The 24,716-nt window shown below is 63.2% G+C and carries 25 protein-coding genes and 1 pseudogene; 13 read left to right on the top strand and 13 right to left on the bottom strand.

From position 1 onward, the window contains the following. Positions 1–83 precede the first annotated feature (83 nt). From I8746_RS04230 to I8746_RS04240, 3 genes are read left to right on the top strand one after another with little or no spacing between them, the layout of a single operon-like run. Complete coding sequence (locus I8746_RS04230; protein WP_012052830.1) at positions 84–947, top strand: sensor domain-containing diguanylate cyclase; 864 nt, start codon at positions 84–86, stop codon at positions 945–947. 17 nt (positions 948–964) lie between these two features. Beyond that, entirely contained in the window at positions 965–2,317 is a 1,353-nt protein-coding gene (gene chrA, locus I8746_RS04235; protein ID WP_012052831.1) for a chromate efflux transporter, read from the top strand. Positions 2,318–2,328: 11 nt separating this feature from the next. After that, positions 2,329–2,997, top strand: coding sequence for a bifunctional 2-polyprenyl-6-hydroxyphenol methylase/3-demethylubiquinol 3-O-methyltransferase UbiG (locus I8746_RS04240; RefSeq protein ID WP_012052832.1), 669 nt, complete (start codon positions 2,329–2,331; stop codon positions 2,995–2,997). 68 nt (positions 2,998–3,065) lie between these two features. Here I8746_RS04240 and quiC read toward each other — a convergent pair whose 3' ends face one another. After that, entirely contained in the window at positions 3,066–4,973 is a 1,908-nt protein-coding gene (quiC, locus tag I8746_RS04245) for a 3-dehydroshikimate dehydratase QuiC (RefSeq protein WP_221100189.1), read from the bottom strand. A 289-nt stretch (positions 4,974–5,262) separates the two neighbouring features. On the opposite strand from quiC, the gene I8746_RS04250 reads away from it, so the two are divergent. After that, complete coding sequence (locus I8746_RS04250) at positions 5,263–6,636, top strand: MFS transporter (protein WP_014753522.1); 1,374 nt, start codon at positions 5,263–5,265, stop codon at positions 6,634–6,636. Positions 6,637–6,749: 113 nt separating this feature from the next. On the opposite strand, the gene I8746_RS04255 is transcribed toward I8746_RS04250, so the two are convergent. The 5 genes from I8746_RS04255 to I8746_RS04275 all read right to left on the bottom strand — a co-directional run bounded on the left by I8746_RS04255 (position 6,750) and on the right by I8746_RS04275 (position 12,926). Beyond that, on the bottom strand, positions 6,750–8,162 hold the full coding sequence (locus tag I8746_RS04255) for a DOPA decarboxylase (RefSeq protein WP_221100190.1): 1,413 nt from the start codon (positions 8,160–8,162) through the stop codon (positions 6,750–6,752). Between the two features lie 148 nt (positions 8,163–8,310). Beyond that, positions 8,311–9,255, bottom strand: coding sequence for a LysR family transcriptional regulator (locus I8746_RS04260; protein ID WP_012052835.1), 945 nt, complete (start codon positions 9,253–9,255; stop codon positions 8,311–8,313). A 137-nt stretch (positions 9,256–9,392) separates the two neighbouring features. Further along, entirely contained in the window at positions 9,393–10,106 is a 714-nt protein-coding gene (locus tag I8746_RS04265) for a YebC/PmpR family DNA-binding transcriptional regulator (RefSeq protein ID WP_004575404.1), read from the bottom strand. A gap of 97 nt (positions 10,107–10,203) precedes the next feature. After that, positions 10,204–11,595, bottom strand: coding sequence for an FAD-dependent oxidoreductase (locus I8746_RS04270; RefSeq protein WP_012052836.1), 1,392 nt, complete (start codon positions 11,593–11,595; stop codon positions 10,204–10,206). 14 nt (positions 11,596–11,609) lie between these two features. Continuing rightward, positions 11,610–12,926 (bottom strand): MFS transporter, encoded by a 1,317-nt coding sequence (locus tag I8746_RS04275; protein ID WP_221100191.1) that lies wholly within the window; start codon positions 12,924–12,926, stop codon positions 11,610–11,612. A gap of 243 nt (positions 12,927–13,169) precedes the next feature. Here I8746_RS04275 and I8746_RS04280 point away from each other — a divergent pair, with 243 nt between their 5' ends. Both I8746_RS04280 and I8746_RS04285 read left to right on the top strand, forming a co-directional pair. Then, positions 13,170–14,039: a LysR substrate-binding domain-containing protein gene (locus tag I8746_RS04280; protein WP_014753527.1), complete on the top strand. Its 870-nt coding sequence runs from the start codon at positions 13,170–13,172 to the stop codon at positions 14,037–14,039. Positions 14,040–14,196: 157 nt separating this feature from the next. Next, positions 14,197–14,568 (top strand): DUF2784 domain-containing protein, encoded by a 372-nt coding sequence (locus I8746_RS04285; protein ID WP_003250774.1) that lies wholly within the window; start codon positions 14,197–14,199, stop codon positions 14,566–14,568. Here the strand turns inward: I8746_RS04285 and tam are convergent. Continuing rightward, entirely contained in the window at positions 14,558–15,334 is a 777-nt protein-coding gene (gene tam / locus I8746_RS04290) for a trans-aconitate 2-methyltransferase (protein ID WP_019751924.1), read from the bottom strand. The genes I8746_RS04285 and tam overlap by 11 nt on opposite strands. A gap of 114 nt (positions 15,335–15,448) precedes the next feature. On the opposite strand from tam, the gene I8746_RS04295 reads away from it, so the two are divergent. Then, positions 15,449–15,628 (top strand): hypothetical protein, encoded by a 180-nt coding sequence (locus tag I8746_RS04295; protein WP_003250772.1) that lies wholly within the window; start codon positions 15,449–15,451, stop codon positions 15,626–15,628. A gap of 3 nt (positions 15,629–15,631) precedes the next feature. Here the strand turns inward: I8746_RS04295 and I8746_RS04300 are convergent, their stop codons facing one another. Further along, on the bottom strand, positions 15,632–17,044 hold the full coding sequence (locus I8746_RS04300; protein WP_088512760.1) for an amino acid permease: 1,413 nt from the start codon (positions 17,042–17,044) through the stop codon (positions 15,632–15,634). A gap of 325 nt (positions 17,045–17,369) precedes the next feature. Between I8746_RS04300 and I8746_RS04305 the strand changes: the two genes are divergently transcribed. The 4 genes from I8746_RS04305 to I8746_RS04320 all read left to right on the top strand — a co-directional run bounded on the left by I8746_RS04305 (position 17,370) and on the right by I8746_RS04320 (position 19,844). Further along, the gene (locus I8746_RS04305; protein ID WP_012052839.1) at positions 17,370–18,794 is read left to right on the top strand and encodes a PLP-dependent aminotransferase family protein; all 1,425 of its coding nucleotides are present in this window, start codon (positions 17,370–17,372) and stop codon (positions 18,792–18,794) included. Between the two features lie 244 nt (positions 18,795–19,038). Further along, a complete protein-coding gene (locus I8746_RS27455; RefSeq protein ID WP_121783682.1) occupies positions 19,039–19,167 on the top strand; it encodes an S-type pyocin domain-containing protein in 129 nt (42 codons plus the stop codon). Positions 19,168–19,300: 133 nt separating this feature from the next. Then, entirely contained in the window at positions 19,301–19,594 is a 294-nt protein-coding gene (locus tag I8746_RS04315) for a hypothetical protein (RefSeq protein ID WP_221100192.1), read from the top strand. Continuing rightward, positions 19,569–19,844: a hypothetical protein gene (locus I8746_RS04320; protein ID WP_083285016.1), complete on the top strand. Its 276-nt coding sequence runs from the start codon at positions 19,569–19,571 to the stop codon at positions 19,842–19,844. Before I8746_RS04315 ends, I8746_RS04320 begins: the two co-directional genes overlap by 26 nt. 8 nt (positions 19,845–19,852) lie before the next feature. Here the strand turns inward: I8746_RS04320 and I8746_RS04325 are convergent. Beyond that, positions 19,853–20,095 (bottom strand): annotated as a pseudogene (locus I8746_RS04325) (Zn-dependent hydrolase); the annotation flags it as partial. A gap of 93 nt (positions 20,096–20,188) precedes the next feature. Between I8746_RS04325 and I8746_RS04330 the strand changes: the two are divergent. Beyond that, a complete protein-coding gene (locus I8746_RS04330; protein ID WP_014860861.1) occupies positions 20,189–20,743 on the top strand; it encodes a WYL domain-containing protein in 555 nt (184 codons plus the stop codon). Between the two features lie 11 nt (positions 20,744–20,754). On the opposite strand, the gene I8746_RS04335 is transcribed toward I8746_RS04330, so the two are convergent. From I8746_RS04335 to I8746_RS04350, 4 genes are all read right to left on the bottom strand, one after another. Beyond that, the gene (locus I8746_RS04335; protein WP_088512764.1) at positions 20,755–21,531 is read right to left on the bottom strand and encodes an SDR family oxidoreductase; all 777 of its coding nucleotides are present in this window, start codon (positions 21,529–21,531) and stop codon (positions 20,755–20,757) included. Between the two features lie 169 nt (positions 21,532–21,700). Continuing rightward, positions 21,701–22,627, bottom strand: coding sequence for a LysR family transcriptional regulator (locus tag I8746_RS04340; RefSeq protein WP_221100193.1), 927 nt, complete (start codon positions 22,625–22,627; stop codon positions 21,701–21,703). Between the two features lie 126 nt (positions 22,628–22,753). After that, positions 22,754–23,476 (bottom strand): hypothetical protein, encoded by a 723-nt coding sequence (locus I8746_RS04345; RefSeq protein ID WP_088512766.1) that lies wholly within the window; start codon positions 23,474–23,476, stop codon positions 22,754–22,756. 78 nt (positions 23,477–23,554) lie between these two features. After that, entirely contained in the window at positions 23,555–23,857 is a 303-nt protein-coding gene (locus I8746_RS04350) for a DUF3077 domain-containing protein (RefSeq protein ID WP_161773940.1), read from the bottom strand. Between the two features lie 199 nt (positions 23,858–24,056). Between I8746_RS04350 and I8746_RS04355 the strand changes: the two genes are divergently transcribed. Further along, positions 24,057–24,680 carry a glutathione S-transferase family protein gene (locus I8746_RS04355; RefSeq protein WP_104962037.1) on the top strand — a complete coding sequence of 208 codons (624 nt, stop codon included), beginning with the start codon at positions 24,057–24,059 and terminating at the stop codon, positions 24,678–24,680. The last annotated feature ends 36 nt before the right edge of the window (positions 24,681–24,716 follow it).

Here is a 24,716-nt window from a genome sequence, read left to right on the forward strand (position 1 = left end):
GGGCACCCGCCCTGCAGGCTGCCGTAGCTGCGACGTATTCCTTCAGGCTATGATCGGTCACCCTGCCGCGGACACCCTGAGCCATGCCCGTAGACCTGCAAGCGTTGTATCCCAGGCTGATCCACCTGATGCTGGACACGGTATTCGTGGTCGACAGGGACAACCAGATCGTGTTCGTCAGTGATGCCTGCAAGACACTGCTGGGCTACGAGGCCTGCGAACTGATCGGCACGCCGATTACCCGCTACATGCACCCTGACGACCTCGCGGCCACGCGCGCCTCGATCATGCGGGTGATGAACGGCCAGCCGCACTACGACTTTTGCAACCGTTACCTTCGCAAGGATGGCAGCGTGGTGCACATTCTGTGGGCGGCCTGCTGGTCCGAGGAGGCCCAGGCGCGTATCGGCGTGGCGCGGGACGTTACCGCCCAGCGCAAGGCCGAAGACGAACTGCGCTTCCTCGCCCATCATGACCCGCTGACCCGGCTGGCCAACCGCGCCATGTTCAATGAACGGCTGGACACTGCCCTGGCCGCGGCCCGGCGTTACAACCGCAGGCTGGCCTTGCTGTTCCTCGATATCAATGACTTCAAGCAGATCAACGACAACCACGGCCACAGCGTGGGTGACCGGGTCCTGTGCACACTGGCCCGCCGCCTGGAAAGCTGCGTAGGGGCGGCTGGCACGGTAGCGCGGATGGGCGGTGACGAATTCACCGTGTTATTGCCCGATTGCCCGTCGCCGGAGGCCATTGCCACGCACGTGCAGTACATTCTCGCGGTCATGGCTGAACCGCTCGATGCCGAGTTTGCCGGCATCGATGCACCATCCTGCAGTATTGGCGTGGCCCGCTTTCCCGAAGACGGCAACGATGCCGACATGTTACTGCGCCATGCTGACGGGCACATGTACCGAATCAAGCGCCAACGCGCTGCGACTGGCTGAAAGCAAGGGCACACCGCATGGCTGAACACCTGCAAGCAACTGCCGGGCAAACACCCGCCTCTGTCGGCCTGGCCCAGGCATTGCTGTTCTGGCTGAAGCTGGGTTTCGTCAGTTTCGGCGGCCCGGCCGGGCAGATTGCGATCATGCACCAGGAGCTGGTGGAGCGGCGCCGCTGGATCAGTGAACGGCGTTTCCTGCATGCCCTCAACTACTGCATGTTGCTGCCCGGGCCCGAGGCCCAGCAACTGGCCACCTACATCGGCTGGCTGATGCACCGCACCTGGGGCGGGGTGATGGCCGGCGCTCTGTTCGTGCTCCCGTCGCTGTTCATCCTGATCGGCCTGTCGTGGGTGTACCTGACCTGGCGCGAAGTACCGGTGGTCGCCGGGATTTTCGAAGGGATCAAGCCGGCCGTGACCGCCATCGTCGTGCATGCCGCCCACCGCATTGGCACGCGGGCGTTGAAGAACGGCTGGCTATGGGCGATTGCCGCGGCCTCGTTCGTGGCCATTTTCGCGCTTGACGTCCCCTTCCCGCTGATCGTGCTGGCGGCCGCACTGCTGGGTTATGTCGGCGGCCGGCTGCTGCCGGCACAGTTCGCGCCCGGTGGTGGCCACAGCGCAGCCAGCCCCCGCCAGCGCCCGGCGTTGATCGACGACGATACCCCGATACCCGCGCACGCCCGCTTCAGCTGGGGCCGCCTGGTGACCTTGCTGCTGGCAGTTGCAGCGCTTTGGCTTCTGCCCATGGGCCTGCTGATGGCGGCCTTTGGCTGGCACGGCACACTGACGCAAATGGGCTGGTTCTTCACCAAGGCGGCGCTGCTGACTTTCGGCGGTGCCTATGCGGTGCTGCCCTATGTCTATCAAGGGGCTGTCGGCCACTATGGCTGGCTGTCGCCCACGCAGATGATCGATGGCCTGGCGCTGGGCGAGACCACGCCCGGGCCGCTGATCATGGTGGTGGCCTTTGTCGGTTTCGTCGGCGGCTACCTGCAGCCGATGTTCGGCGCCCACCAGGCGTTCCTCGCGGGCGCAGTGGCAGCGAGCCTGGTGACCTGGTTCACCTTCCTGCCCTCGTTCCTGTTCATCCTCGCCGGAGGCCCGCTGGTGGAGTCGACCCACAACGCACTGAAGTTCACCGCCCCACTGACCGGGATCACTGCGGCGGTGGTGGGGGTAATCCTCAACCTTGCGCTGTTCTTCGGCTACCACGTGCTGTGGCCGGCCGGGTTCGATGGCGCGTTCCACTGGTCCTCGGCTGTGATAGCGCTCGCGGCGGCTGTGGCGCTGTTCCGCTACAAGCGCGGGGTGATACACGTGTTGATCGGCTGCGCCGTTGCCGGGCTTGCCCTTCACCTTTTCCGCTGATGGAGCCGATCATGCGCAACCCTGAAGACGCCTTGCTCGACAGTTGGCACCATAACGCCCAAGTCTGGATCGACGCCGTACGCAGCGGCGCCATCGAAAGCCGTCGCCAGGTCACCGACCAGGCCATCCTGCTGGCCATCCTCGCCCGCCAGCCCGAACGGGTACTTGACCTGGGCTGCGGTGAGGGCTGGCTGCTGCGCGCGCTGGCCAGCCGGGGTATCGAGGCCGTGGGCGTCGACGGCGACAGCTCCCTGGTGGATGCAGCGCAGGCTGCGGGCGCGGGTGAGGTGCACCTGGCCAGCTATGCGCAGCTGGCTGAGGCGAAGGTGCATGTTGGCAAGGACTATGACCTGATCTGCGCCAACTTCGCGCTGTTGCACCAGGACATCATTGAACTGTTGTCGGCCATGCGTACTTTGCTGGTGCCCGGCGGTGCGCTGGTGATCCAGACCCTGCACCCGTGGAGCGTGGCCGGTGGAAATTATCAGGATGGCTGGCGAGAGGAGTCTTTTGCCGGGTTCGCCGGGGATTGGCAACCGATGCCTTGGTATTTCCGCACCCTGGCCAGCTGGCTGAATGCGCTGGACATGGCGGGGTTGAGACTGTTCAGTCTGCAGGAACCGCAGCACCCGCAGAGCGCGGTGCCGCAGTCGTTGTTGATGGTGGCTGAGCGTCACTGAATCGGGCCGTCACGATCCTGTGGAAGCAGGGTTCACCCCGCTCCCACAAGACAGGCCGGTGCAGGCGACTACAGCACCGGCTTGCGCGCCGCTCCGCTTCGAGCCTTGGCCATGGCTGCCAGGCGCACCGCAACGTTGGCAGCGCCGTAACCGGCGTACCCCGCCTTGCGCTGGATGATCTCGAAGAAGAAACGCTCCTCGAACGGCTCGGTATACACGTGGAACAGCTCGCCACCTTGAGCGTCACGGTCGTACAGCACGTTGTAGTACGCCAGTTCGCTGAGGAACTCGTCGTCGAAATCGAAACGCGCCGCCAGGTCGTCGTAATAGTTCAGCGGGATTTCCAGCAGCGGTACCCCTGCCAGCTTGGCCCGCGCCACTTCACGGAAGATGTCGTCACAATCGAAAGCGATGTGATGCACGCCCGAACCACGGTAGCTTGACAGCGCATGGGCGATGGCGGTGTTGCGGTTTTCCGAGATGTTCAGCGGCAGGCGCAAGGTGCCGCACTGGCTGCGCAGGGCGCGGCTCTTGACCAGGCCATACGGGTCGGGCAGCACCACTTCGTCGTCGGCGGCGAAGTCGAACAAGCTCTTGTAGAACAGCACCCAGCTGTCCAGCGACTCGGCCGGCAAGGCCAGCGCCATGTGGTCGATGCGGCGCAGGCCGCCGGTCGCGGTTGCGTTGTTGTCCAGGCTGAAGTCGGTGTCGTACAGGGTGTGGCCGGCAGTGCCCTGCTCTACCAGGTACAGCAGGCTGCCATCGGGCGCACGCACCGCCGGCACTTCGCATTCATTGGGGCCGACCAGGCCGCGGAACGGCTGGCCACGGAAGGCGGTGGCCCGCTTCAGGGCCGCTTGCTGGTCCTTGACCCGCAGCGCAGTGGCGCACAGCGAGGGGCCATGGGCCTCGAAGAAGTTGTGGCCAAAGGAATACGGTTCGGCGTTCAGCACAATGTTGATATCCCCCTGGCGCAGCAGTTGCACTTCTTTGCTGCGGTGCTTGCCGGCTTCGGCAAAGCCCAGGCGCTTCAGCCAGTTGCCCAGGCGCGCGCCGACGGCTTCGTCGACCGCGAACTCCAGGAACTCCACGCCGTCATAAGCGCTGGCCGGCGGCGGGGTGAACAGCACGCCAGGTTCGATCGGCATGTTTTCCTGCTCCAGGCGCAAGCGGGTCTGCTCTTCGAGGTACAGCAGCGAACGCAAGCCGTCGGCGGCATTCTGCCGGGTCGGTGCGGCGCGGAAGCCGTCGTTGAAGATTTCCAGCGACAGCGGGCCACGGTAACCCGTGGCGAGGATCGGCGCCAGGAAACCGGCCATGTCCATTTCGCCCTGCCCCGGGAAGCAGCGAAAGTGGCGGCTCCACTCCAGCACATCCATGGCCAGGATCGGCGCATCGGCCATTTGCACGAAGAAAATCTTGTCGCCGGGGATGTCGCGGATCGCGCTGGGGTCACCTTTGAGCGACAAGGTGTGGAAGCTGTCGAGGATCACCCCGAGTGCCGGGTGGTCGGCCTGGCGCACCAGGTTCCACACTTGCTGGTAAGTGTTGACGTGGCGGCCCCAGGCCAGCGCTTCGTAACCAATGCGCAGGCCACGCTTGCCGGCATGTTCGCCCAGCAGGCGCAGGTCGTCGACCAACAGTTGCTCGTCACCCAGGGCATCGGCCTGGACGTTGCTGCACACCAGCACCAGGTCGGTACCCAGCTCCTGCATCAGGTCGAACTTGCGTTCGGCGCGGTCGAGGTTTTTCTGCAGGCGGTCACGGCGGCAGCCTTCAAAGTCGCGGAAAGGCTGGAACAAGGTGATGGCAATGCCCAGGTCGGCGCACATCTGGCGCACCTGGCGCGGGCTGCCAGCGTAATAGAGCAGATCGTTCTCGAAGATCTCGACGCCGTCAAAACCGGCGGCGGCGATGGCTTCGAGCTTTTCCGGCAGAGTGCCGCTCAAGGACACGGTAGCGATCGAACGCTGCATGGCGGGAGTTCCTTGTTGTTGGAAGAATACGGTGCCATTCGGGCAAACAACCCCTGTCACAGTTTATGGCACGATCGATTATTCGCAGGTAAAGTCGTCGCTTCAATCTCTTTGTACGGAATGGTTAGTTTTGCGTTCGATTATCGCACAAAACCCGTTTTAGCGAATTGCTAGACCGCGGGCCCGTGGTCAACATGGACCACAGACGCAGGCACACCGACCGTTGCCTCCTGCCTTGGCATAACCTCTGGCGGAACCTGCGCAAACAACAATAACAACGGAGACAACGATGGCTCACTCCAGCTCGCAAGCAAAGAAAGCGACCGCCAGTGGATGGATAGGCTCGGCACTCGAGTACTACGACTTCTTCATCTACGCCCAGGCCGCTGCGCTGATTTTCCCGCAGATTTTCTTCCCTAACACCGACCCGAAAATGGCCATCATTGCCTCGTTGGCCACCTATGGCGTGGGCTACCTGGCGCGCCCGATCGGCGCCTTCGTACTGGGCCACTGGGGTGACACCCGCGGTCGCAAGAACGTCCTGCTGCTGTGCATGTTCCTGATGGGCCTGTCGACCATGGCTGTCGGCCTGCTACCCACCTACCACGACATCGGCTACCTCGCACCGGCCTTGCTGGTGGTGTTGCGCCTGATCCAGGGCTTTGCCGTGGCCGGGGAAATTTCCGGTGCCAGCTCGATGATCATGGAGCACGCGCCGTTTGGCCGAAGAGGCTACTACGCCAGTTTCACCCTGCAAGGTGTGCAAGCGGGCCAGGTTCTGGCGGCGGCGGTATTCCTGCCACTGGCTTACTTCATGCCCAGCGAAGCCTTTACCGAATGGGGCTGGCGCATTCCGTTCCTGATGAGCGCCATCGTGCTGATTGCCGGCTTCATCATCCGCAAGGAAGTGCACGAAACCCCAGCGTTCGTCAAAGAAGAGAAACAGGACAAGGTTGCCAAGTCGCCCATCAGCGAGGCATTCCGCCACAGCTGGAAGCACATGGTGCTGGTGATGTTCATGGCCCTGATGAACGTGATCCCGGTCGTGGCCACCATCTTCGGTGCGGCCTACGCGGTGCAGCCGGCGTATGGCATCGGCTTCGACAAGAGCGTGTACCTGTGGATTCCGGTGGTCGGCAACATCGTCGCGGTGCTGGTGATCCCGTTCGTGGGCAACCTGTCGGACAAGATCGGCCGTCGCCCGACCATGATCGCTGGCTGCCTGGGCTCTGGCCTGCTGGCCTTCGTCTACCTGTATGCGATCAGCATCCAGAACGTGCCAATGGCGTTCGCCGCCTCGATCGTCATGTGGGGCATGGTCTACCAGGGTTACAACGCGGTGTTCCCAAGCTTCTACCCAGAGCTGTTCCACACCCGCTACCGCGTTACGGCCATGGCCATCGCGCAGAACATCGGCACCATGCTGACCGCCATGCTGCCCGCGCTGTTCGCAATGGTTGCCCCGCCGGGCTCGGACAACATTCCGCTGGTAGTCGGTGGGCTGGCCTTCTTCATCACCGGCGTGTGCGCCCTGGCGGCCTACATTGCCCCGGAAACCCACCGCCTGGCGATGGATGACCTGGGCAACCCAGACGCCAAGCCGATGGAAAAGGCTGCCTATGAAGCCAGCCGTAAAGGTAGCTTTCAGACGGTGAGTCACTGATAGATTGCAGGGGCTGCTTTGCAGCCCCTTCACGGGCAAGCCCGCTCACACAGGTACCGTACAGGCTTCAGCCCTGATGCGATCCCTAGAGAGCGGGCTTGCCCGCGAAGGCTTCAGCCCTTGATCACGTCCTGCAGACGTGCCCACAGCCGCTGCACATCCCCCCGCTCGGTCGGCAGCGAACCAATCGAAACCCGCACCATCCACCGCCCGTCCAGTGTAGCCGGCGTCACATAAGCATCGCCGGATGCATTCAGCCGCTCGGCCCAACCCTTGGTATGCGCATCCAGCGCCTCCCCTTCAAGCCCCGCCGGTCGATGGCGAATGCACAAGGTTTGCAGCTGTACTGGCGCCAACACTTCCCACTCCGCTGCCGCCTCGACCTGCCCCGCCAGCCACTGGGCATTATCCAGGTCACGCCGCAGCCGCGCCTGCAATGCATCGACACCCTCGCTGCGCAACATGAACCACAGCTTCAACGCACGGAACCGACGGCCCAGCGGAATGCCCCAGTCGCGCAGGTTCTTCACCTCGCCATCCACCGCCGACTGCAGGTAGCTGGGATTGGTGCTCATCACGCGAATCAGGTGCTGCGGATCGCGCACGTAGTAGATCGAGCAATCGAAGGCCACACCCAGCCATTTGTGCGCGTTGACCACCACCGAATCGGCCAGCTCGATGCCGTCCCACATCCAGCGGCACTCGGGCAGGATCATCGCCGAGCCGGCCATGGCCGAATCAACGTGCAACCACAGCCCATTGGCCTGGGCGATTTCGCCCACCGCACGCAGCGGGTCAAGGGCTGTGGTCGTCGTGGTGCCAGTGGTGGCAACCACGGCGCAGGGCTGGTTGCCGGCAGCCAGGTCCTGCTCGATCGCCGCCTGCAGTGCTTCTGGGCGAAGGGCGTAGCGGTCGTCGGTGGGGATCAGGCGGATATTGTCGCGGCCAAAACCTGCCAGCAGTGCAGCCTTGTCCACCGAGCTGTGGGCGTGGGCGCTGACATACACGATCAAAGGCTTGGGCTCGGCCTGCAGGCCACCACGTACCAAGGCGTAGTCAGTGGCGCGTTCACGGGCACTGATCAGCGCCACCAGGGTGCTGGTCGAGGCGGTGTCCTGGATCACGCCACTCCACTGGCCAGACAGGCCAAGCAACTGGCGTAGCCAGTCGAGGGTGGTTTCTTCCAGTTCGCTCAGGGCCGGGCTGGATTGCCAGGACAGGCCCAGCACGCCCAGACCGGTACTGAGGAAGTCCCCCAGCACCGAGGACAGGGTGCCATTGGAAGGGAAATAGCCATAGAAATCCGGGTGCTGCCAATGGGAAAGGCCGGGCATGACCAGGTTATTGACGTCGTCGAGAATGGCCGCGAAAGGTTCGCCTTGTTGAGGGGCAGTTGCGGGCAAGGCGGCCTTGAGATAGCCAGGTTCGACCTGGGCCATGACCGGGCGTTCGCCCACGGTCTGACGGTAGTCGGCAATCAGGTCGATCAGTTGGTGGCCATACTGGCGGAATTGTTCGGGGGTCACGCTAGCTCTCCTGGGGTTATCCATTGCCTGTGCTGGCCCTTTCGCGGGTAAACCCGCGCCTACAGCCGCGAAGAAGCCGCTCAATCAACACAATGCCCCAGTCTAGGCACCTATCCCCAGCGGAATAACCCCGCTTCACGCATAGCTGCTATGGCAAACCCGCATGCCCACCCTGCACCCCGAACTGCGAATGACGCCACAGCTCGAACACCCGGTTGCGCAACCAGCGGTGCTCGGCCGAAGCCTGCAGGCGCTGGTGCCACACCACCCAATAGCGCTGGCTGTGGTCAATGAAGCCCAGTGGCCGCCAGGCCAGGTGATGTAAACGGCACAACTGCCGGGCAATATGCTCGGGGACCGTGGCCACTGCCTGACTGTTGGCAATCACTTGTACCGTGGCGCAGAAGAACGGCACTTCCAGGCTGACCCGCCGCTGCAGGCCCTGCGCACGCAAGTGCCGGTCGATGAAGCTGTCCTTGTCGCCACCGCCCGAAATGCGCACATGCTTGTACGCCAGGTAGTCGGCCTGGCTGAGCGCGGCCTGCGCGGCCAGCGGGTGATCCTGGCGCATCAGGCATACCGCGCGGTCCTCACCCAGCAGCCGCCCATGCAGGTTGGGCGGCGACTCGTCGAACAAGGTGGTCGCCAGGTCGATTTCTCCGCTGGCCAGCAAGGCGTACTGGCCTGCCTGCCAGGTACGGTACTCCAGCGACACACCTGGCGCTTCGCGCTCCAGCGCCGCCACCAGCAGCGGCAGCATGTGCTCGGCCACATAATCCGAAGCGGCCAGGCAGAACCGCCGCTCGCAACGCGCCGGGTCGAAGATGGCGGGCTGGCGCAGCGCGTGCAGTTCTTCGAGCACCTGGCGCAAAGGCTCGACCAGGGCTTCGGCGTGTTCGCTAAGCACGTAACCACGCCCTTGGCGCACCAGCAATGGATCATCGAAGGCTTCGCGCAGGTGGGCCAACTGGCGGCTAAGGGCCGATTGGCTGACGCCCAGGCGCTCGGCCGCGTGGCTGAGGTTTTTAAGCTGCAACAGGTGGTCGAGGGTACGCAGGTGGGCGAGGCTGAGGGAGGCGAAGGTGGGGTTCATGCAGGCTCCCTGCGGTGGAATTCAAGGGCCCTCTCGCGGGCAAGCCCGCTCCCACAGGGTTCTCACATCGTTCAGCATCGTGAAAAACCTGCGAGAGCGGGCTTGCCCGCGAACAGGCCGCAACGCGGCCCCGACGATTACTCGGTCAGGCCAACATAGACGTTCTGCACGTCATCGTGCTCGTCGATCGCCTCGAGGAACGCTTCGACCTCGGCCAACGCTTCAGCACTCAGGCTGGCCGCGCTTACCGGGTTTTTAGGGGTGTAGCCGATTTTTGCCGCAGTCACGGTGAAACCATGCTCCGGCAGGGCCTTCTGCACCGCGTCCAGGTCGGTGGTGTCGGTGATGAACAGGGTCGAGCCCTCTTCTTCACCTTCCTCGAAGTCCTGGGCACCGGCTTCGATCGCGGCCATTTCCGGATCAGCGTCAGCGCTCGCAGGCGTGGCTTCGATCAGGCCGACATGGTTGAAGTCCCACGCTACCGAACCGCTGGCACCCAGCTGGCCCTTGCGGAACAGCACGCGGATCTGCGCGACGGTGCGGTTGATGTTGTCGGTCAGGCACTCGACGATCAGCGGTACCTGGTGCGGTGCGAAACCTTCATAGCTCACCGCATGGTATTGCACGGCATCACCGTCCAGGCCAGCGCCCTTGCGGATTGCCCGATCCAGGGTCTCGCGAGTCATTGAAGCTTTCTTGGCTTGCACGATGGCCAGGCGCAGGCGCGGGTTCATGTCGGGATCGGCACCCGACTTGGCCGCGATCTGGATTTCCTTGGACAGCTTGCCCATGATCTTGCCTTTGGCATTGGCCGCTGTTTCTCTATGTTTGGCTTTCCACTGTGCGCCCATGTCGACTCTCTTGTTTCAGCGGCCGGTTCAGGAAGCGACCGGCCAAAAGTGGGTGCATTTTATACGCCCTCGAGCATGGGATCGACAAGAAATCTCATCAGCCTTTATCGGCTTTGCCCGCCGCCGCGGCAAACCGCGCCAACCGCACGTCCAGCCTTCGCGGGCGCACACCACGATCTTCGGCCTGCTCCTTGCGGCGGATGGCATTGCGCACCATCAGCGAGCCCAGGTAGCGGATCGGCTCGGGCGGGAACAGCCCCAGCGGCCCTTTGACCAGCGGCGACCGGGTCCACGGGTTGTCCAGCCCCAGCGCCAGCGACGAAAGAATCTGCCCGCCCATGTGGCACGGGCCAACACCGCTGCCGGAGTAACCAAAGCCATAGAACACGTTGCCCTGCCCGTCCAACCGACCAAAGAACGGCAGCCCGGTTACCGAGCGATCCGACGGCCCGTTCCAGCTGGCCGCCAGTGGCACCTCGGCCAAGGCCGGGAAAAAGCCGCCAAGGCTTTCGCGCAGCAACCGCCGATACGGCGACGGCTGGTCGAACACCGGCAACATGCGCCCGCCATAGGCAAACGTGTTGCCGCCCTTGCCGAGCATCAGCCGGCCATCGGAGGTGTTGTGGTAGTAGTGCACGAAAATACGCGAGTCGAGCACGCTGATGCCGCTGTCCAGGCCGATCTGGCGCAGCAGCTCGGGGCACGGTTCGGTAATGACCATGTCGCTGGAAACGATCGCCACACTGCGCTCGAACTGCGGGAAGACGCGCGCCATCCAGGCATTGAGGCCCAGCACGACACGGTCGGCGCGCAGCGTGCCGTGGGCCGTGCGTACCTGCACCGGGGCGCCGTGCTCCAGGCCGGTCATGGCGGTGCCTTCGTAGAGCCGCACGCCGCGCTGCAAGGCCACGCGGCGCAGGCCGCGCACCAGTTTGCCAGGCTGCACGGTGGCGGCGGCCGGCGAGAACCAGCCCTCCAGGTGCCGTGCCGAACCGGCCAGGCGCTGCACCTGCTCCAGCGGCAAGCGGCGGAACGAGTTGATGCCCTTGTGCTCCAACGCGGCGATCACCGCGTCGGTGGCACCGACCTGCGCTGCGTTGGTGGCCGTGTACAGCGTGCCGTCCAGGCGGTAGTCGCAGTCGATGCCATTGGCCGCGCAGAACACACCGATGTCTGCGATGCTGCGCTCCGACTCGCGCACCAGCCGCACCGCCTCCGCCGCCCCGAACAGGCGTTCGAGGGTGAAGTACTTGGCCGACCAGGACAACGCACACCCCCCATTGCGGCCGCTGGCACCGGCACCACAGATGTCGGCCTCGATCAGCACCACATCCAGGGCCGGTACCGCTTCCTTGAGCATCAGCGCCGTCCACAGGCCGGTGTAGCCGCCGCCGACAATGCACACATCGCAACGGGTATCGCCTTGCAGCGGCGGGCATACCGCCTCCTGCGCCGAATCCAGGGCCTGTTGCAGCCAGAAGGGTCTCATTCGCTCGCTTTCCTTTAAGTACGCAGTGGCTTGATTGCCATGCTGGTGTTCGGTGCCACGTCGGTGCCTTGCGCGCTGCTGGCCGGGCGGCTGTTCCAGTGCGGCAGCAACACCAGCGCCGAGAACAGCGCACAGCCCGCGAACACGATGAACACCGTGACGCCGTCGAAGTAACCCGGCAGCAGCCCACCCAGCACCGCGCCCACCGAGCCACAGCCGTTGACGAAACCTGCTGCGGTGGCGCCGGCCTTGGCGGTGCCGAAGTCGATGGCTGCAGCGCCGCTGATCATCGAGTCCGGCCCGTACAGGGTCAGACCCATGACAAACAACAGGGCCACCACCAGCAGCACGCTGCCGGTGTGCATGGCCGCCATGAACGCCGCCAGTGTCAAGGTCAGCAGCACCAGGCTGATCACGCAGGCCGGCATGCGCCGGGCGCCAAACAGTTTGTCGGAGGCCAGGCCGATCATGATCGGGCCAAGCAGCCCGGCCAGTTCGAAAGCAGTCGGGATGATTGCCGCGCCTACTTTGCCCACCGAGGGCATCTGCTCGAAGACGATCACAGGGCCCCACAGCAAGATGGCGTAGCGCGCCGGCTTCAGCAGGAAATACGCCAGGCCCAGGGTCAACACCGTGCGGTTGCGCAAGATTTCCCGCAGGGGTGCCCACACGCTGCACAGGTTGTCGGCCGGGGCCATGCTTTGCGGCTCGGGCTCAACCGCCGGCAAGCCGACGTCCTCGGGTTTGTTGCGCTGCAGGAAGAAGAACAGCACCGCCACCAGCGCCACCACTGCCGCGCTGGAGAAGAACGCCGCATGCCAGGTGCCCACCAGGGTGTAGGCCCACCAGCCCGCGAACGGCGAGGCCACCAGGCCGCCGAAGGCATAGCAGGAACTCCACAGGCCCAGCACCCGCCCGCGCTGCGAAGCCGGGAAGAAGCTGCCGATGTTCTTGCACAAGCCGGCCCAGCCGGTGGATTGCGCCAGGCCCTGTACCAGCATGCAGGTGGCGAAGATCGGGAAGGTTGCGTAACTGCCCATCACCACTGCCGCCGCCGCAGAAATCAGCAACCCGCCCAGCACGACCACGCGCGGCCCGAAGCGGTCGGCAAGCATGCCCCAGGTGAATTGGCCCACGGCATAGGCGGCCAGGTAGATGGCATCCAGGTTGGCCATGGCGGCCTTGTCGAGCATGAAGCCTGGGTCTTCGGCGATGCCCAGTTTGGCCACCGAGAAGGCTTTGCGGGTGAAGTAGAAGGCGGCGTAAGCCAGCCAGGTGATGGCGAAAATCTGGATGCGCCAGCGTTTGAACGCGGCTAGGGATTGATTCATGTAAGTCTGACCTCTTGCTCAAGTGTGCCGGCAGAATGTGAAGAAACGCCTGTCTTGTTCTTGTGTTACGCACAGCGATGACGAGGCTGTCATCGGGTCAGGTGGCGCCGTGTGAGCGCCATGGCCCTGGCGGCATTCGTGGTGCCAGCGTCGGGCTGAAATCCATGGAAACAGTTGCTGTAAGATAAATAAAATCGATTTATCGTATTACACACATAAGCCCAGCTTGTTACTGAGGTCGTCATGTCGGTTTCCCACGCTCAACTCAAGGCTTTCCACGCGGTGGCCGTGCACGGCAGCTTTACCCGCGCTGCAGAAAGGCTGTTTCTTACCCAGCCTGCGGTGTCCGATCAGGTGCGCAAACTGGAAGAGCGCTTCGGCGTATTGCTGTTCCACCGCAACAAACGCTCGGTGCAGCTCACCGACCTTGGTGAGCGGCTGCTGGGCATCAGCCAACGCCTGTTCGCCTGCGAGGCCGAGGCACAGGAGCTGCTGCACGACTCGCGTGCGCTGCACACCGGCAGCCTGGTGCTGGCAGTGGATGCGCCGGTGCACGTGCTGCCGCAGATCGCCCGCTTCTGCCAGCGTTATCCGGGTATCCAGGTGAAGATCGAAACGGGCAATACCGACGAATCGCTGGCGCGGCTGTTCAGCTATCAGGCCGACCTGGCCCTGCTGGGGCGGGATGTCGACGATGAGCGCCTGCATTGCCTGCCGCTGCGTCGTGACCCGATGGTGGCGTTCGTTTCCCACCACCACCCATGGGCCAGCCGTGGCTCGATCAGCCTGGCCGACCTGGACGACACGCCACTGGTGCTGCGCGAGCCCGGCTCGGTAACGCGGCAAACGCTGGAAGAAGAGATGCAACGTGCCGGCCTGCGGATACGCGCAGCGATCCAGGTGGAGGGCCGGGAGGCGGCGCGTGAAGCGGTGGTGGTAGGGATTGGTGTGGGCGTGGTGTCGGCGGCGGAGTTCGGTGCCGATGCGCGGGTGTGTGCGTTGCCGATTGTCGATTGCCAGCGGCATTTGACCGAGACCCTGGTGTGCCTGAGCGAGCAGCGTACACGCCGGGTGGTGGCGACTTTCCTGCAGATGGTCGAGGAAGGGGGGTAGGCCTGTGCTGGCCTTTTCGCGGGCTCGCCCGCTCCCACAGGTCCTGCGCGGCATCCGGAATCTGTGGTGATGCTGTGGGAGCGGGCGAGCCCGCGAAGGGGCCAGATCAGGCAACCCGACTATGCTGGGATAACCCCAATCCCCGGGCGCCCACCCCATGCTCTACCGCCTTGCCGCCGACACCCTGGTGCTGCTGCACCTGGCCTTCATCCTGCTGGTGCTGTTCGGCGGGCTGCTGGTGCTGCGCTGGCGCCCTGCCCTGTTGCTGCACTTGCCGGCCCTGGCCTGGGGCCTGGCGGTGGAGTGCCTGCACCTGGGCTGCCCGCTGACCACCTGGGAAAACCGCATGCGTAATGCCGCCGGTGACGCCGGTTACCAGGGCAGCTTCGTCGAGCACTACGTCTGGCCACTGATCTACCCCGCCGGCCTGACCCCGCAGATCCAGCTGCTGCTGGGCACCCTCGTGCTGGCGCTGAACCTCGGCATCTACAGCTACGTGGCCTGGCGCTGGCGCCGCCCTAGCGGGTAGCGATCACGAACAACCGCGGGAAGGGCAACAGGACCTTGCCATCAGAGGCCGGCGGATAATCGCGCTGCATGGCCTGCAGGTACATCTGCAGGAAGTCGGCCTGCTCCTGCTCATCAAGCCTGGCCAGATAAGGCCGCAACGCCGAGCCCTTGAACCATTCCACTACCGCTTCGGCGCCCCCCATCAACGGGTGATGATAGGTGGTGCGCCACACATCCACCCGTGCGCACAGCGGGCTGAGCAAGTCGTAGTAGAACGCCGCGTTGTGCCGTGGGGGCAGCTGCAAGTCGGCGAACTTCGCCGCCCAAGGGCCTTGGCTTGCGATCTCGCGCAACTGCCGGTGGGCCGGCTCGTCGAGGTTGTCCGGGGTCTGCACGGCCAGGCTGGCGCCTTCGCTGAGCTGGCGCACCAGGTGCGGATACAGCAAGGCGTGGTCAGGTACCCATTGCAGCGAGGCATTGGCCAGGATCAGGTCCTGCGGCTCGGGGGCAGTCCAGCCGGCAATGTCGGCAATGACCGTGCGCACACGCGGGATGCACAGCCGCTTGCGCTCACGGGCCTTGTCGATCATGTCCGGGTCGCTGTCCAGCGCCGTCACCTGAGCATCGGGGTAACGTTGCAGCAGCACTTCGGTCGAGTTACCGGGGCCGCACCCCAGGTCGGTGGCGTGGCGCACCGGCCGTGGCGGGATGGCGGCAATCAGGTCGCGTACGGCGCGTGTGCGTTCGTCTTCGAACAGGGAATACTGGTTGGCGGACCAAGCCATGTGCGGCTCCTTTGGGCGGGCAATGTGCCTAGCATATGCCATCTGTCGCCCGGCGGGACGGTTGCGAACGGATTACCCCGGAACTGATCACCTCTGCTTGAAGTCAGTCCTTGCATGCGCACGCCCTTGAAGACCTACATCGCCCTCGCCATCCTGGCCCTGATCGCTGCGGCCGCCCTGCTCGGTTCACCGTGGATGAACCAGCGTTTCCACATGCCTGCAGAAAAAGCCCAGGCCCAACAACGCGAAACGGCCGGGTCCCCAAGGGAGCCGGCCGTTTCCAGACGCGAGTGACGCTTAGTGCTGCTTGCTACCAGAGCGGATCTGGTGCACCACACCCATCGCCACCACGACCGCCGCAGCGATACCGGTGGAAATGACCAGAATCTGGTAGTCAGGCATGAAGGCCATGGTGACCAGGGCAGCCACGATGAACGCGATCACCAGGTAGGTCAGCCACGGGAACAGCCACATCTTCAGGCGTACTTCCTTGCCCTCGGCAATCAGCTTGCGGCGCATGCGCAGCTGCGAGAAGGCGATGACCAGGTACACCAGCAGGGCGATCATGCCGGTGGTGTTCATCAGGGTGTCCAGCACGTCTTTCGGGCGCAGGGTCTCGCTGAAGTTGATCAATGCACACACCACGGCCACGGCGCACGAGCCCATGATCGCGTACACCGGTACACCGGTACCGGCGCGGGTGATCTTGAAGAACGACGGCGCATCGCCACGCTGGGCCAGGGAGAACAGCATGCGCGAAGCGGTGTAGTGGCCCGAGATCAGGCAGCTGCTCACCGAAGTCAGCACCACGAAGTTCATCAGCAGCTCGGCATACGGCACGCCCAGCAGTTCCAGGGTACGGCGATAGGCGCCATAGCCAGAAACACCCAGGTGCGGGTCGTTCCACGGTACCAGGCAGACGATCAGGAAGATCGAGCCGACGTAGAACAGGCACACACGCCAGACCACCGAGTTGGTCGCCTTGACGATCTGCGCAGCCGGGTCTTTGGCTTCGGAAGCGGCGATGGTGACGATTTCGGCGCCGAGGAAGGCGAACATCACCCCGAGCAAGGCACCGATCACAGTGGTGATGCCATTGGGCATGAAGCCTTCGGCGGTGAGGTGGCTGATGCCGCGCACTTCACCGAACTGCCAGATGTTCATCACGGCAGCGGTACACACGATCAGGAAGCAGACGATCGCAATCACCTTGATCAAGGCGAACCAGAACTCGAACTCACCGTAGTGCTTGACGTTGAAGAAGTTGACGGTGATCAGCAACAGGGTCGTGGCCAGCACGAACACGTTGACGCTGATGTCGGGGAAGAAGCCATGCAGGATCTTGCCCGCCACATAGGCTTCCCAGGCCATGAGAATGACCCAGTACCACCAGTACAGCCAGCCGATGGTGAAACCGGCCCAACGGCCAATGGCGCGGTCGGCGTAGGTTGAGAACGAGCCGGTGTCAGGCGAGGAAGTCGCCATTTCACCCAGCATGCGCATGATCAGCACCACCAGGATGCCGCCTGCCAGGTAGGCCAGGACAGCGGCTGGGCCGGCACTGTGGATCACGCTGCCGGAACCGACGAACAAGGCGCCGCCAATAACCCCGGCGATCGACATCATCGTCAGGTGGCGCGACTTCAGCGAGGCACTGAGCTTGCTCTCGTGCCTGCTTTTCGCGGTGGTGGTTGTGGATGTTGCGTCCATCAGTTGTGTACCCCGTGCTTCTTTTTATCCAAGGAAAACTGTGAAACCCCGATGGCTGGCGATTTCACCTGTACATCAGTGCTAATGCGGGCAGGATGGTGTGAACTTACACACGCAGGCCTTCCATGGCGGCCTGCTGACGCGCCCCAGGGCGACTGCCTGAGGCGAACTGAACATGCTTTATGTGGCGATATCCGACACCTAATGTAAAAATGTCCAACGCAGAGAGCCATGCACAGTGGCATGAATCTCGCACTGCACTGTATAGGTCGCCCATGCAGTACACCCTGCAGACGCCAGGCGATACGCACCCTGAAGGCCCCGAATGTTCGAATTACATCCAGACTCCTCTACCCCGCTGGTCAACCAGATCATCGATGGGCTGCGCGAGCTGATCGACAACCAAACCCTCAAGCCAGGCGCCAAGGTCCCGTCGATCCGCGCCTTTGCCGCCAGCTATTCGGTGAGTACCTTCACCGTGGTCGAGGCCTACGACCGCCTGGTCGCCCAGGGGCTGCTGGTGAGCCGTGGCAATGCGGGGTTCTTCGTCAACCGTGCGGCGGGCGAACTGCTGGAGCAGCACAACACCGAGGCCGACACCAGTCGACCAACGTTCAACTCCGAGTGGTACCTGCAGCAGATTTTCGAAATCCGCCAGTTGCCGTACAAACCGGGGTGCGGCTGGCTGCCCAACGACTGGATGTACGAAGACGGCCTGCGCCGCGGCCTGCGCCAGGTGGCCGGCAGCCCGCTGGAGTTGTCGGGGTACGGCGACCCCATGGGCCTGATGGAGCTGCGTGCGCTGACCGCCCAGAACCTGCAACAAGAGCTGTCTATCGTCGCCAACCCAGCACAGCTGATGCTCACCCACGGCGCCAGCCAGGCCCTGGACCTGGCCGCACGCACACTGGTACGCCCGGGCGATGTGGTGCTGGTGGACGACCCCGGCTACCCGAACCTCATGAGCATTCTGCGCACCCAAGGCGCAACCCTGGTAGGCGTGCCACGTACACCGGCCGGCTACGACCTGAACCAGCTGGAGCAATTGCTCACCCACCACCGCCCGACGGCGTTCTTCACCCAGCCGCACCTGCACAGCCCGACGTGCTCGCGCACCCCGCTGCCGCAGTTGCACCGCCTGCTGCAACTGGCCAGCCAGCATGGCTTCCGCCTGGTGGAGAACAACCTGTACGCCGACATGGTCGCCGAGCCGCAGCCATGCCTGGCCAGCCTCGACCATCTGCAGCAGGTGGTGTACGTGGGCAGCTATTCCAAGAGCATTTCACCCAACGTACGGGTCGGCTACATGCTGGCCAACCCCGAGCTGATGCAAAAACTGCTGCACCTGAAAATGCGCTCAGGCCTGACCACTTCGCAGGTGATGGAGCGCGTGGTGTATGCGGCGATCATCGACGGGCGCTGGCGTAAGCACCTCAAGCGCCTGCGCCAGCGGCTGGCCGAGGCGCACCAGGAAGTTGGCCGGCATCTGCATCGATTAGGCTTCGAACTGTTCACCGAATCGGATGAAGGCATGTACATCTGGACCCGCCACCCGGCGATTCCCGACAGTGCAGCGTTGCTGGACGATGCGCTGGAGAAAGGCATCATGCTTGGGCCTGGGCAGTTGTTCATGGTCGACGCCAAAGCGACCGGGTGGATGCGCTTCAACGTGGCCTTCAGTACGGACCCGGCGATGTGGGAGTTGTTGGAGAAGGTCTTCGTCAAGCATGTGCGCCGGAGTGGGATGTAGTTCGCCACGACATCCGCACCGCCTGTGGGATTGAGCGCCGCCCGCGCGCCACGACATCTCACAGACGTTGAAGATGTTGTGGCCTGCACTTATTGGCTCCATCACCCCCTTCGCGCTTGCTCCTCTCGCCCCCAAATATTCCTGGCGCGTTAGAGCCTGTGACTACAAGGAGCAGGTGCAGGAAAGTGACTGGGGCAGGGAGCAGGTTTGAACTGTGTGATCAAAGAAGTTAAGAAGAAGTGTTGTGCCTCATGAGCCACCGAATTATAAAGACTGCATCTACTGCTTCCCGCCAGAGTCAGGCCTACCGCCACTGTATGTGGTTTTCAATTCTCCCTATCCCGGCGTGAGAATTATAGGGGCTTACAGCTGACACCCCTACAACCTGGACAAAGCCGGGGGGCCCAATCGAACGAATGGATTGGAGAGAGGCCCGGATCACAGCAGGCGGCGTCGAGTTAGTCAAATTACAAACAAGTCGACTTCTGCCGTCAGGCGCGAACAAAATGATGATAGATAGACTCGAAAAAAATCTACAGCGCACACTACAAGCAACCGACATCGACAAGCGATTTTTCATACATGAAATAAGGGGGCTTGAGCACCTCCGCGCCCTTGGCATTGCTGATAAAATTCTACCAACTGATGGCGGCGAGACTTGGAACAATATTCACGCAGCCACTTTTGAAGACTATCAGCCTGAATCAGACGCCGAGCTATTATATACAGCGCAAGCGCTAGAAGCAGAGGTAATCCAGCTTGAGCGGGAAAACCATGGATACCATTCACGATGTAATTAAAAACGAATCTCCTACGAATGTAATTTTATTTTTCACCAGAGGCACTGGCATCTCCCACCCGCAACTAGACAGGCTTTACACCCAGAACAATTGGATTCACTTAGGTGACTGCATTGGCCTCATCGAACTGATCAGAAAAATGACGAGCGACGGCTTGATTGAGCAAAAAGCCGGTGGATATGTGAAAGGTCCAAAATGGACTGCACCAAAATTCATGCTCGAAAATAAGTACACTTTCAATCAAAGTTGACAGCACACCAGCGGGCGTTGGCCGGCGTACCCGGTGCGGTGCAGTTCGTCGGCGACACTGACGCCATCGGCATCGCGAATGGCCAGCGCCTCGGCCAGCGCGAGGCTGCCAGTGGACACCGCCGAGCCGAACAGGGCCGGGATGAAGCGCGCGCCCTCCTCGTTGGTCCATACGGCAATGTCCAGTGGCTTGCGGGTTTGGATGTCCAGGTCGCTCAGGCGCCGCACCACTTGACCGAGGCCTGATGCCACAACTTGGATCCCATCTTGTGACAAGGTATGCTAGGCAATAGCTAAACGCCACTACCCAGGCAGGCTTGGTGCCTGTCTTCAAGGATGAGCCCTTTGCCCAGCCACCCGACCCGCCACACCATCGCCCGCCAGTGGCAACTGCTCAAGTTACTGCCCGGCCGCCACCCAGGCATGAGCTCCACCCAGTTGCAGGCTGCCCTGACAACCGTGGGCCATTCCACCAGCAAACGCACCGTCGAGCGCGACCTGGTGGAGCTCGCCGCACTGTTCCCGCTACAGTGCAACAGTAAAGGCATGCCTTATGGCTGGTACTGGCAACCGGGCTTGAGCCTGGGCGAAGCGCAGCAGCTGCAACCCGACGCACTTACCCCCCCGACACACGTTGTACTGTATGCCTGGGTCGATGACGCGCTGGCCCGCCGCCTGGAACAGTCACCCCTGTCCGTCGATATGCAACTGACGCCGCAGGCTGGCGGCGGCGCCGCGCTGGTGGCCACCGTCGACGACAACCGCGCGCTGATGGGCTGGCTGCTGTCCCAGGCGGGTTCGATCCGCATCCAGGCGCCGCAGGCGCTACGTGCGGCCATGATTGAACAATTGCGCCAGAGCCTGGCGCTGCATGAGGGCGAAGGCGGCTGCAAGCAATAGCGCCAACGGCGTCAGTAGGTTCCTGGATACGCCCCGCCATCGATCAGCAGGTTCTGCCCGGTGATGTACCCGGCATGCGCACTGCACAGAAATGCGCAATACGCGCCAAACTCCGCGGCTTCGCCAAAACGCGACGCCGGAATGGCCTTGCGCCGTGCCTGGGCAGTGACTTCCACATCACCACCCGCCGCCTTCAAGGTCTTTTGCAGGCGCGCCGTGTCGAACGCCCCAGGCAACAGGTTGTTGAGTGTCACATTGCGGCCCGCCAGGCGCTGCTGCCGGGCCAGGCCGGCAATGAATCCGGTCAGGCCACTGCGGGCACCGTTGGATAAACCCAGCATGTCGATCGGTGCCTTCACCGCGCCGGAGGTGATGTTCACCACCCGGCCAAACCCACGTTCGGCCATACCATCTACCACCGCCTTGATCAGCTCGATGGGCGTGAGCATGTTGGCGTCCAGCGCCTTCAGCCAGTCATCACGCCCCCAATCACGGAAGTCCCCCGGTGGCGGGCCACCGGCGTTGTTGACCAGAATGTCGACCTGCGGGCAGGCCGCCAACAGCGCCTGGCGCACCTTGGGGTCGGCCACATCACCTGCCACGGTATGGACCTCGATGCCCGGGCAGGCCCTGCGCAACTCGCTGGCGGTCTGCTCCAGGGTGGCCTGGGTACGGGCATTGATGACCAGGTTGACGCCTTCTTTGCCCAGCGCTTCGGCGCAGCCTTTGCCAAGGCCTTGGCTGGCCGCGCAGACGATGGCCCAGCGGCCGGTGATGCCTAGATCCATTGGTTTGCTCCTTGATGCAATCAGGGTTACAGGGTGACTGACAGGCACTGCCGGGGGGCACTCTAGAGCACAGGACAGGGCCACCGATAATGAAAAGAACTGATCCACCGATAACCGCCGCTTATCCCAACCAGCGCTTCGACAACGGGCTGGGAATAGAGGGGTAGCGTCACACTTCACCCGCCGTCAGTTCCTCCACCAGCAATCGTGCCGCAGGCGATAACAGCGCCGCGACCCGGTGCACGATGCCGAACGGCTCGCTCAGCGCCCGTAGCGGCACCGCCAGCGACACCAGCAACCCGCGCTGCTCGGCAAAGGCCGCCACTGCACGGGGAATGACCGCCACCAATGTCGGGTCATCTTCAAGCAGCATGAAGGTGGCGAAGGTGGAGAAGGTCTCCAGCGGATAACGCGACACCGCCACCCCAGCCTCGCTCAACTCGCGTTCCAGCGCTTGGCGCATGGGCATGTTGGCCGGATAAACCACCCAGCGATAATGGCTAAGGTCGCTGATCTTGAGTGCCGCCACCCCGGCCAGCGGATGCTGCGGATGCGCGACCACCGCCAGCGGCTCCTGGGCCAGTTCGACAAAGCCATATTCCGCCGCGTTGCGGCCCAGCCCTGGCCGGCAGATAGCCAAGTCCAGGCGCCCTTCGTCCAGCTGGACGAGCAGGTTGGCGCTGGTATTCTCGGCGATTTCCACTGCCAGTTGCGGCTGTTTGCGGCGCAAGCGCCCGAGGGCGCTGACCAGTGTGGGCATAGCCCCCATGATACTGCCCACCGCCAGCCGCCCGCCCTGGCCTTGGACGATGCCCAACACCTCTTCGCGCAGATGCCCCAGGTCACTGTGGATCAGCCGCGCGTAGCGCACCACGCAGCGGCCCACGTCGTTGGCAACCAGGCCGCTGGGCATTCGCTGGAACAACGGTACGCCCAGCACCTCCTCGACCTCGCGCAGGGCCTTGGTGGCACCGGGCTGGGAAATGGTCATGGCTTCAGCTGCCTTGTGCAGCGAGCCGCAGCGGTCCAGCTCGATCAGCAAACGCAACTGGCGCAGGCGCAGGCGAGAAAAAATGGCGTCCAGAGAAGGGATCATCAGGCAGGCTCGGCAGGGGGTTCGTCATGCCGAGCACTATAGAGGGTCGTCTGCGGGGGCGTGTTGCGTTTTCAGCAAATGACCCTTGATCGCAGAACACATGCACGCATCTTTCTGCAGGCTGTTTTACCGCGGGCCACGACGTGCCAGGCAGGCATAGGCCAAGCCCAGTACGCTGGCCGCCAGTATGCCAAGCAGCATCATCAGCTCACGGCTGTAACGGGCAACCATGGCCGGAAAACCGATGACCTCGCGGTACACCTGCACATTGGCCTCACCATCGGCATGGCTGATACTGACCCCACCATGGCGGATCTGCGAGTAGTCGGCATCGAAATACACCCACACCTTGCAGGTGCCACCAGGCTCGATAGCCGGGATATCAACCTGGGCAATGGCGGTTTCCAGCAGCGTGTCGTTGCCGGCAGCATCGCGCACCTGCACCAGGCCCTTGGCTGGCAGGCGGATTTTCACCTGCCGGACCTGCGCATCACCACTGTTGTGCAGTTCGATCAGCAGGCCGGTACGGTGGTCGACCAGCCCGGCCTCGAAAGGCTTGGCGAACAGCTGGGCATAAGGGGCCTGCGCCATTTCGATGAGCCGCTCGACCTGATCATGGCCCAGCTGGCCTTGAACGATACCGTTGATTTGCCCCTGCAACTGCTCGTACTTCAGTTGTTCGCTGGCCTTGCTGATCCGCTCGCTGAACTGGCTGGGGTAAGTGAGGTAGGCATAGGTCAGTGACGCCTCAAGGCGCGGATTGCCCCTGAGCAACGCGTAGGCGGCCAACAGGACCATCAGGCCGATCAGCACGGCGACGAGAAGCTTCCCCACCTTGTCCCAGCTCAATGCATGCTTCCTTCTGTCGTGTTACAGACGATTAAACCGCCCAAGGGTGCCAAGTTCGCGCCCCCCAGGCAAGCCTGGCTAGGCTTCGCCCCCGCCTTCGCGCGCCTGACGTATCTGCAGCAGCTGGCCGTCGATCAGTGACTTGGCCATCCCCGCCAGGTAGTACGTGGCCTTCATCATCACCTGGCGGTCGTCAGGCCTGTCGATGGCCCTGCGGGTGATCTCGGTGATGCAGCCCATGATGCCCGAAGCTTCCATCAGTGCGGTGCGTATTGGCAGTTGCGGTTTCATTTGCACCAGTTCGGCATCGCTGTTGCCAAAGCGGCTCGCGGCTTGCACGACATAGGGCTTGCTGCTGTTTTTCGGCGTTTCGCTGTCCATGTCCATTCCTCAAGATTAGGCGCTTGCCGAGGCTAGGCCGCTGCCTGCCCCATTACAATGACAAAGGGGTGGAAAGGGTCACTTTAGGAAATGGACTACAAGAACCCTGCACAGGGAGCGCCGAGCCACCGCTCAGCCCACTTGACCCGCCCCCCGGCAGTGGCGGACGATCAACCTCCCCCACACAAGGACGAACACCATGCTGCGGATACTGGGAAGAGCCTCTTCCATCAATGTGCGAAAAGTCCTGTGGGCCTGCGCCGAATTCGAGATCGCGTTCGAGCGCGAAGACTGGGGTTCTGGCTTCAAGGCCACTGACAGCACCGAGTTCCTCGCGCTGAACCCCAACGCCATGATTCCGGTAATCCAGGACGGCGACTTCACCTTGTGGGAATCCAATAGCATCATCCGTTACCTGGCCAGCCGCTACGGCGCCACCGCGTTCTATCCCGGCGAAGCCCAGGCGCGGGCGAGGATCGACCAGTGGATCGACTGGCAGGCCTCGGACCTTAACCGCTCCTGGAGCTACGCGTTCATGTCGCTGGTCAGGCATTCGCCCGCTCACCAGGACCCGCAAGCACTGGCTGCCGGTTGTGCCGAGTGGTCACGTTACATGCGCATCCTCGACCGCCAGCTGGCCGGCACCGGTGCCTATGTGGCCGGCAGCCAGTTCACCCTGGCCGACATCCCGATCGGCCTGTCGGTCAACCGCTGGTTCGAAACGCCGTTCGAGCACCCGCACCTGCCCGCGGTGCGCGATTATTACGAGCGCCTGAGCGAGCGCCCTGCCTATCACCTGCATGGCCGAAACGGTACCCCGTAGTACCCGCAAGGACGTGTATCCAGGGGCGCAAGGTGC

Origin of the sequence: Pseudomonas sp. USTB-Z, from assembly GCF_019691255.1 — a bacterium.
Taxonomy (GTDB): domain Bacteria; phylum Pseudomonadota; class Gammaproteobacteria; order Pseudomonadales; family Pseudomonadaceae; genus Aquipseudomonas; species Aquipseudomonas alloputida.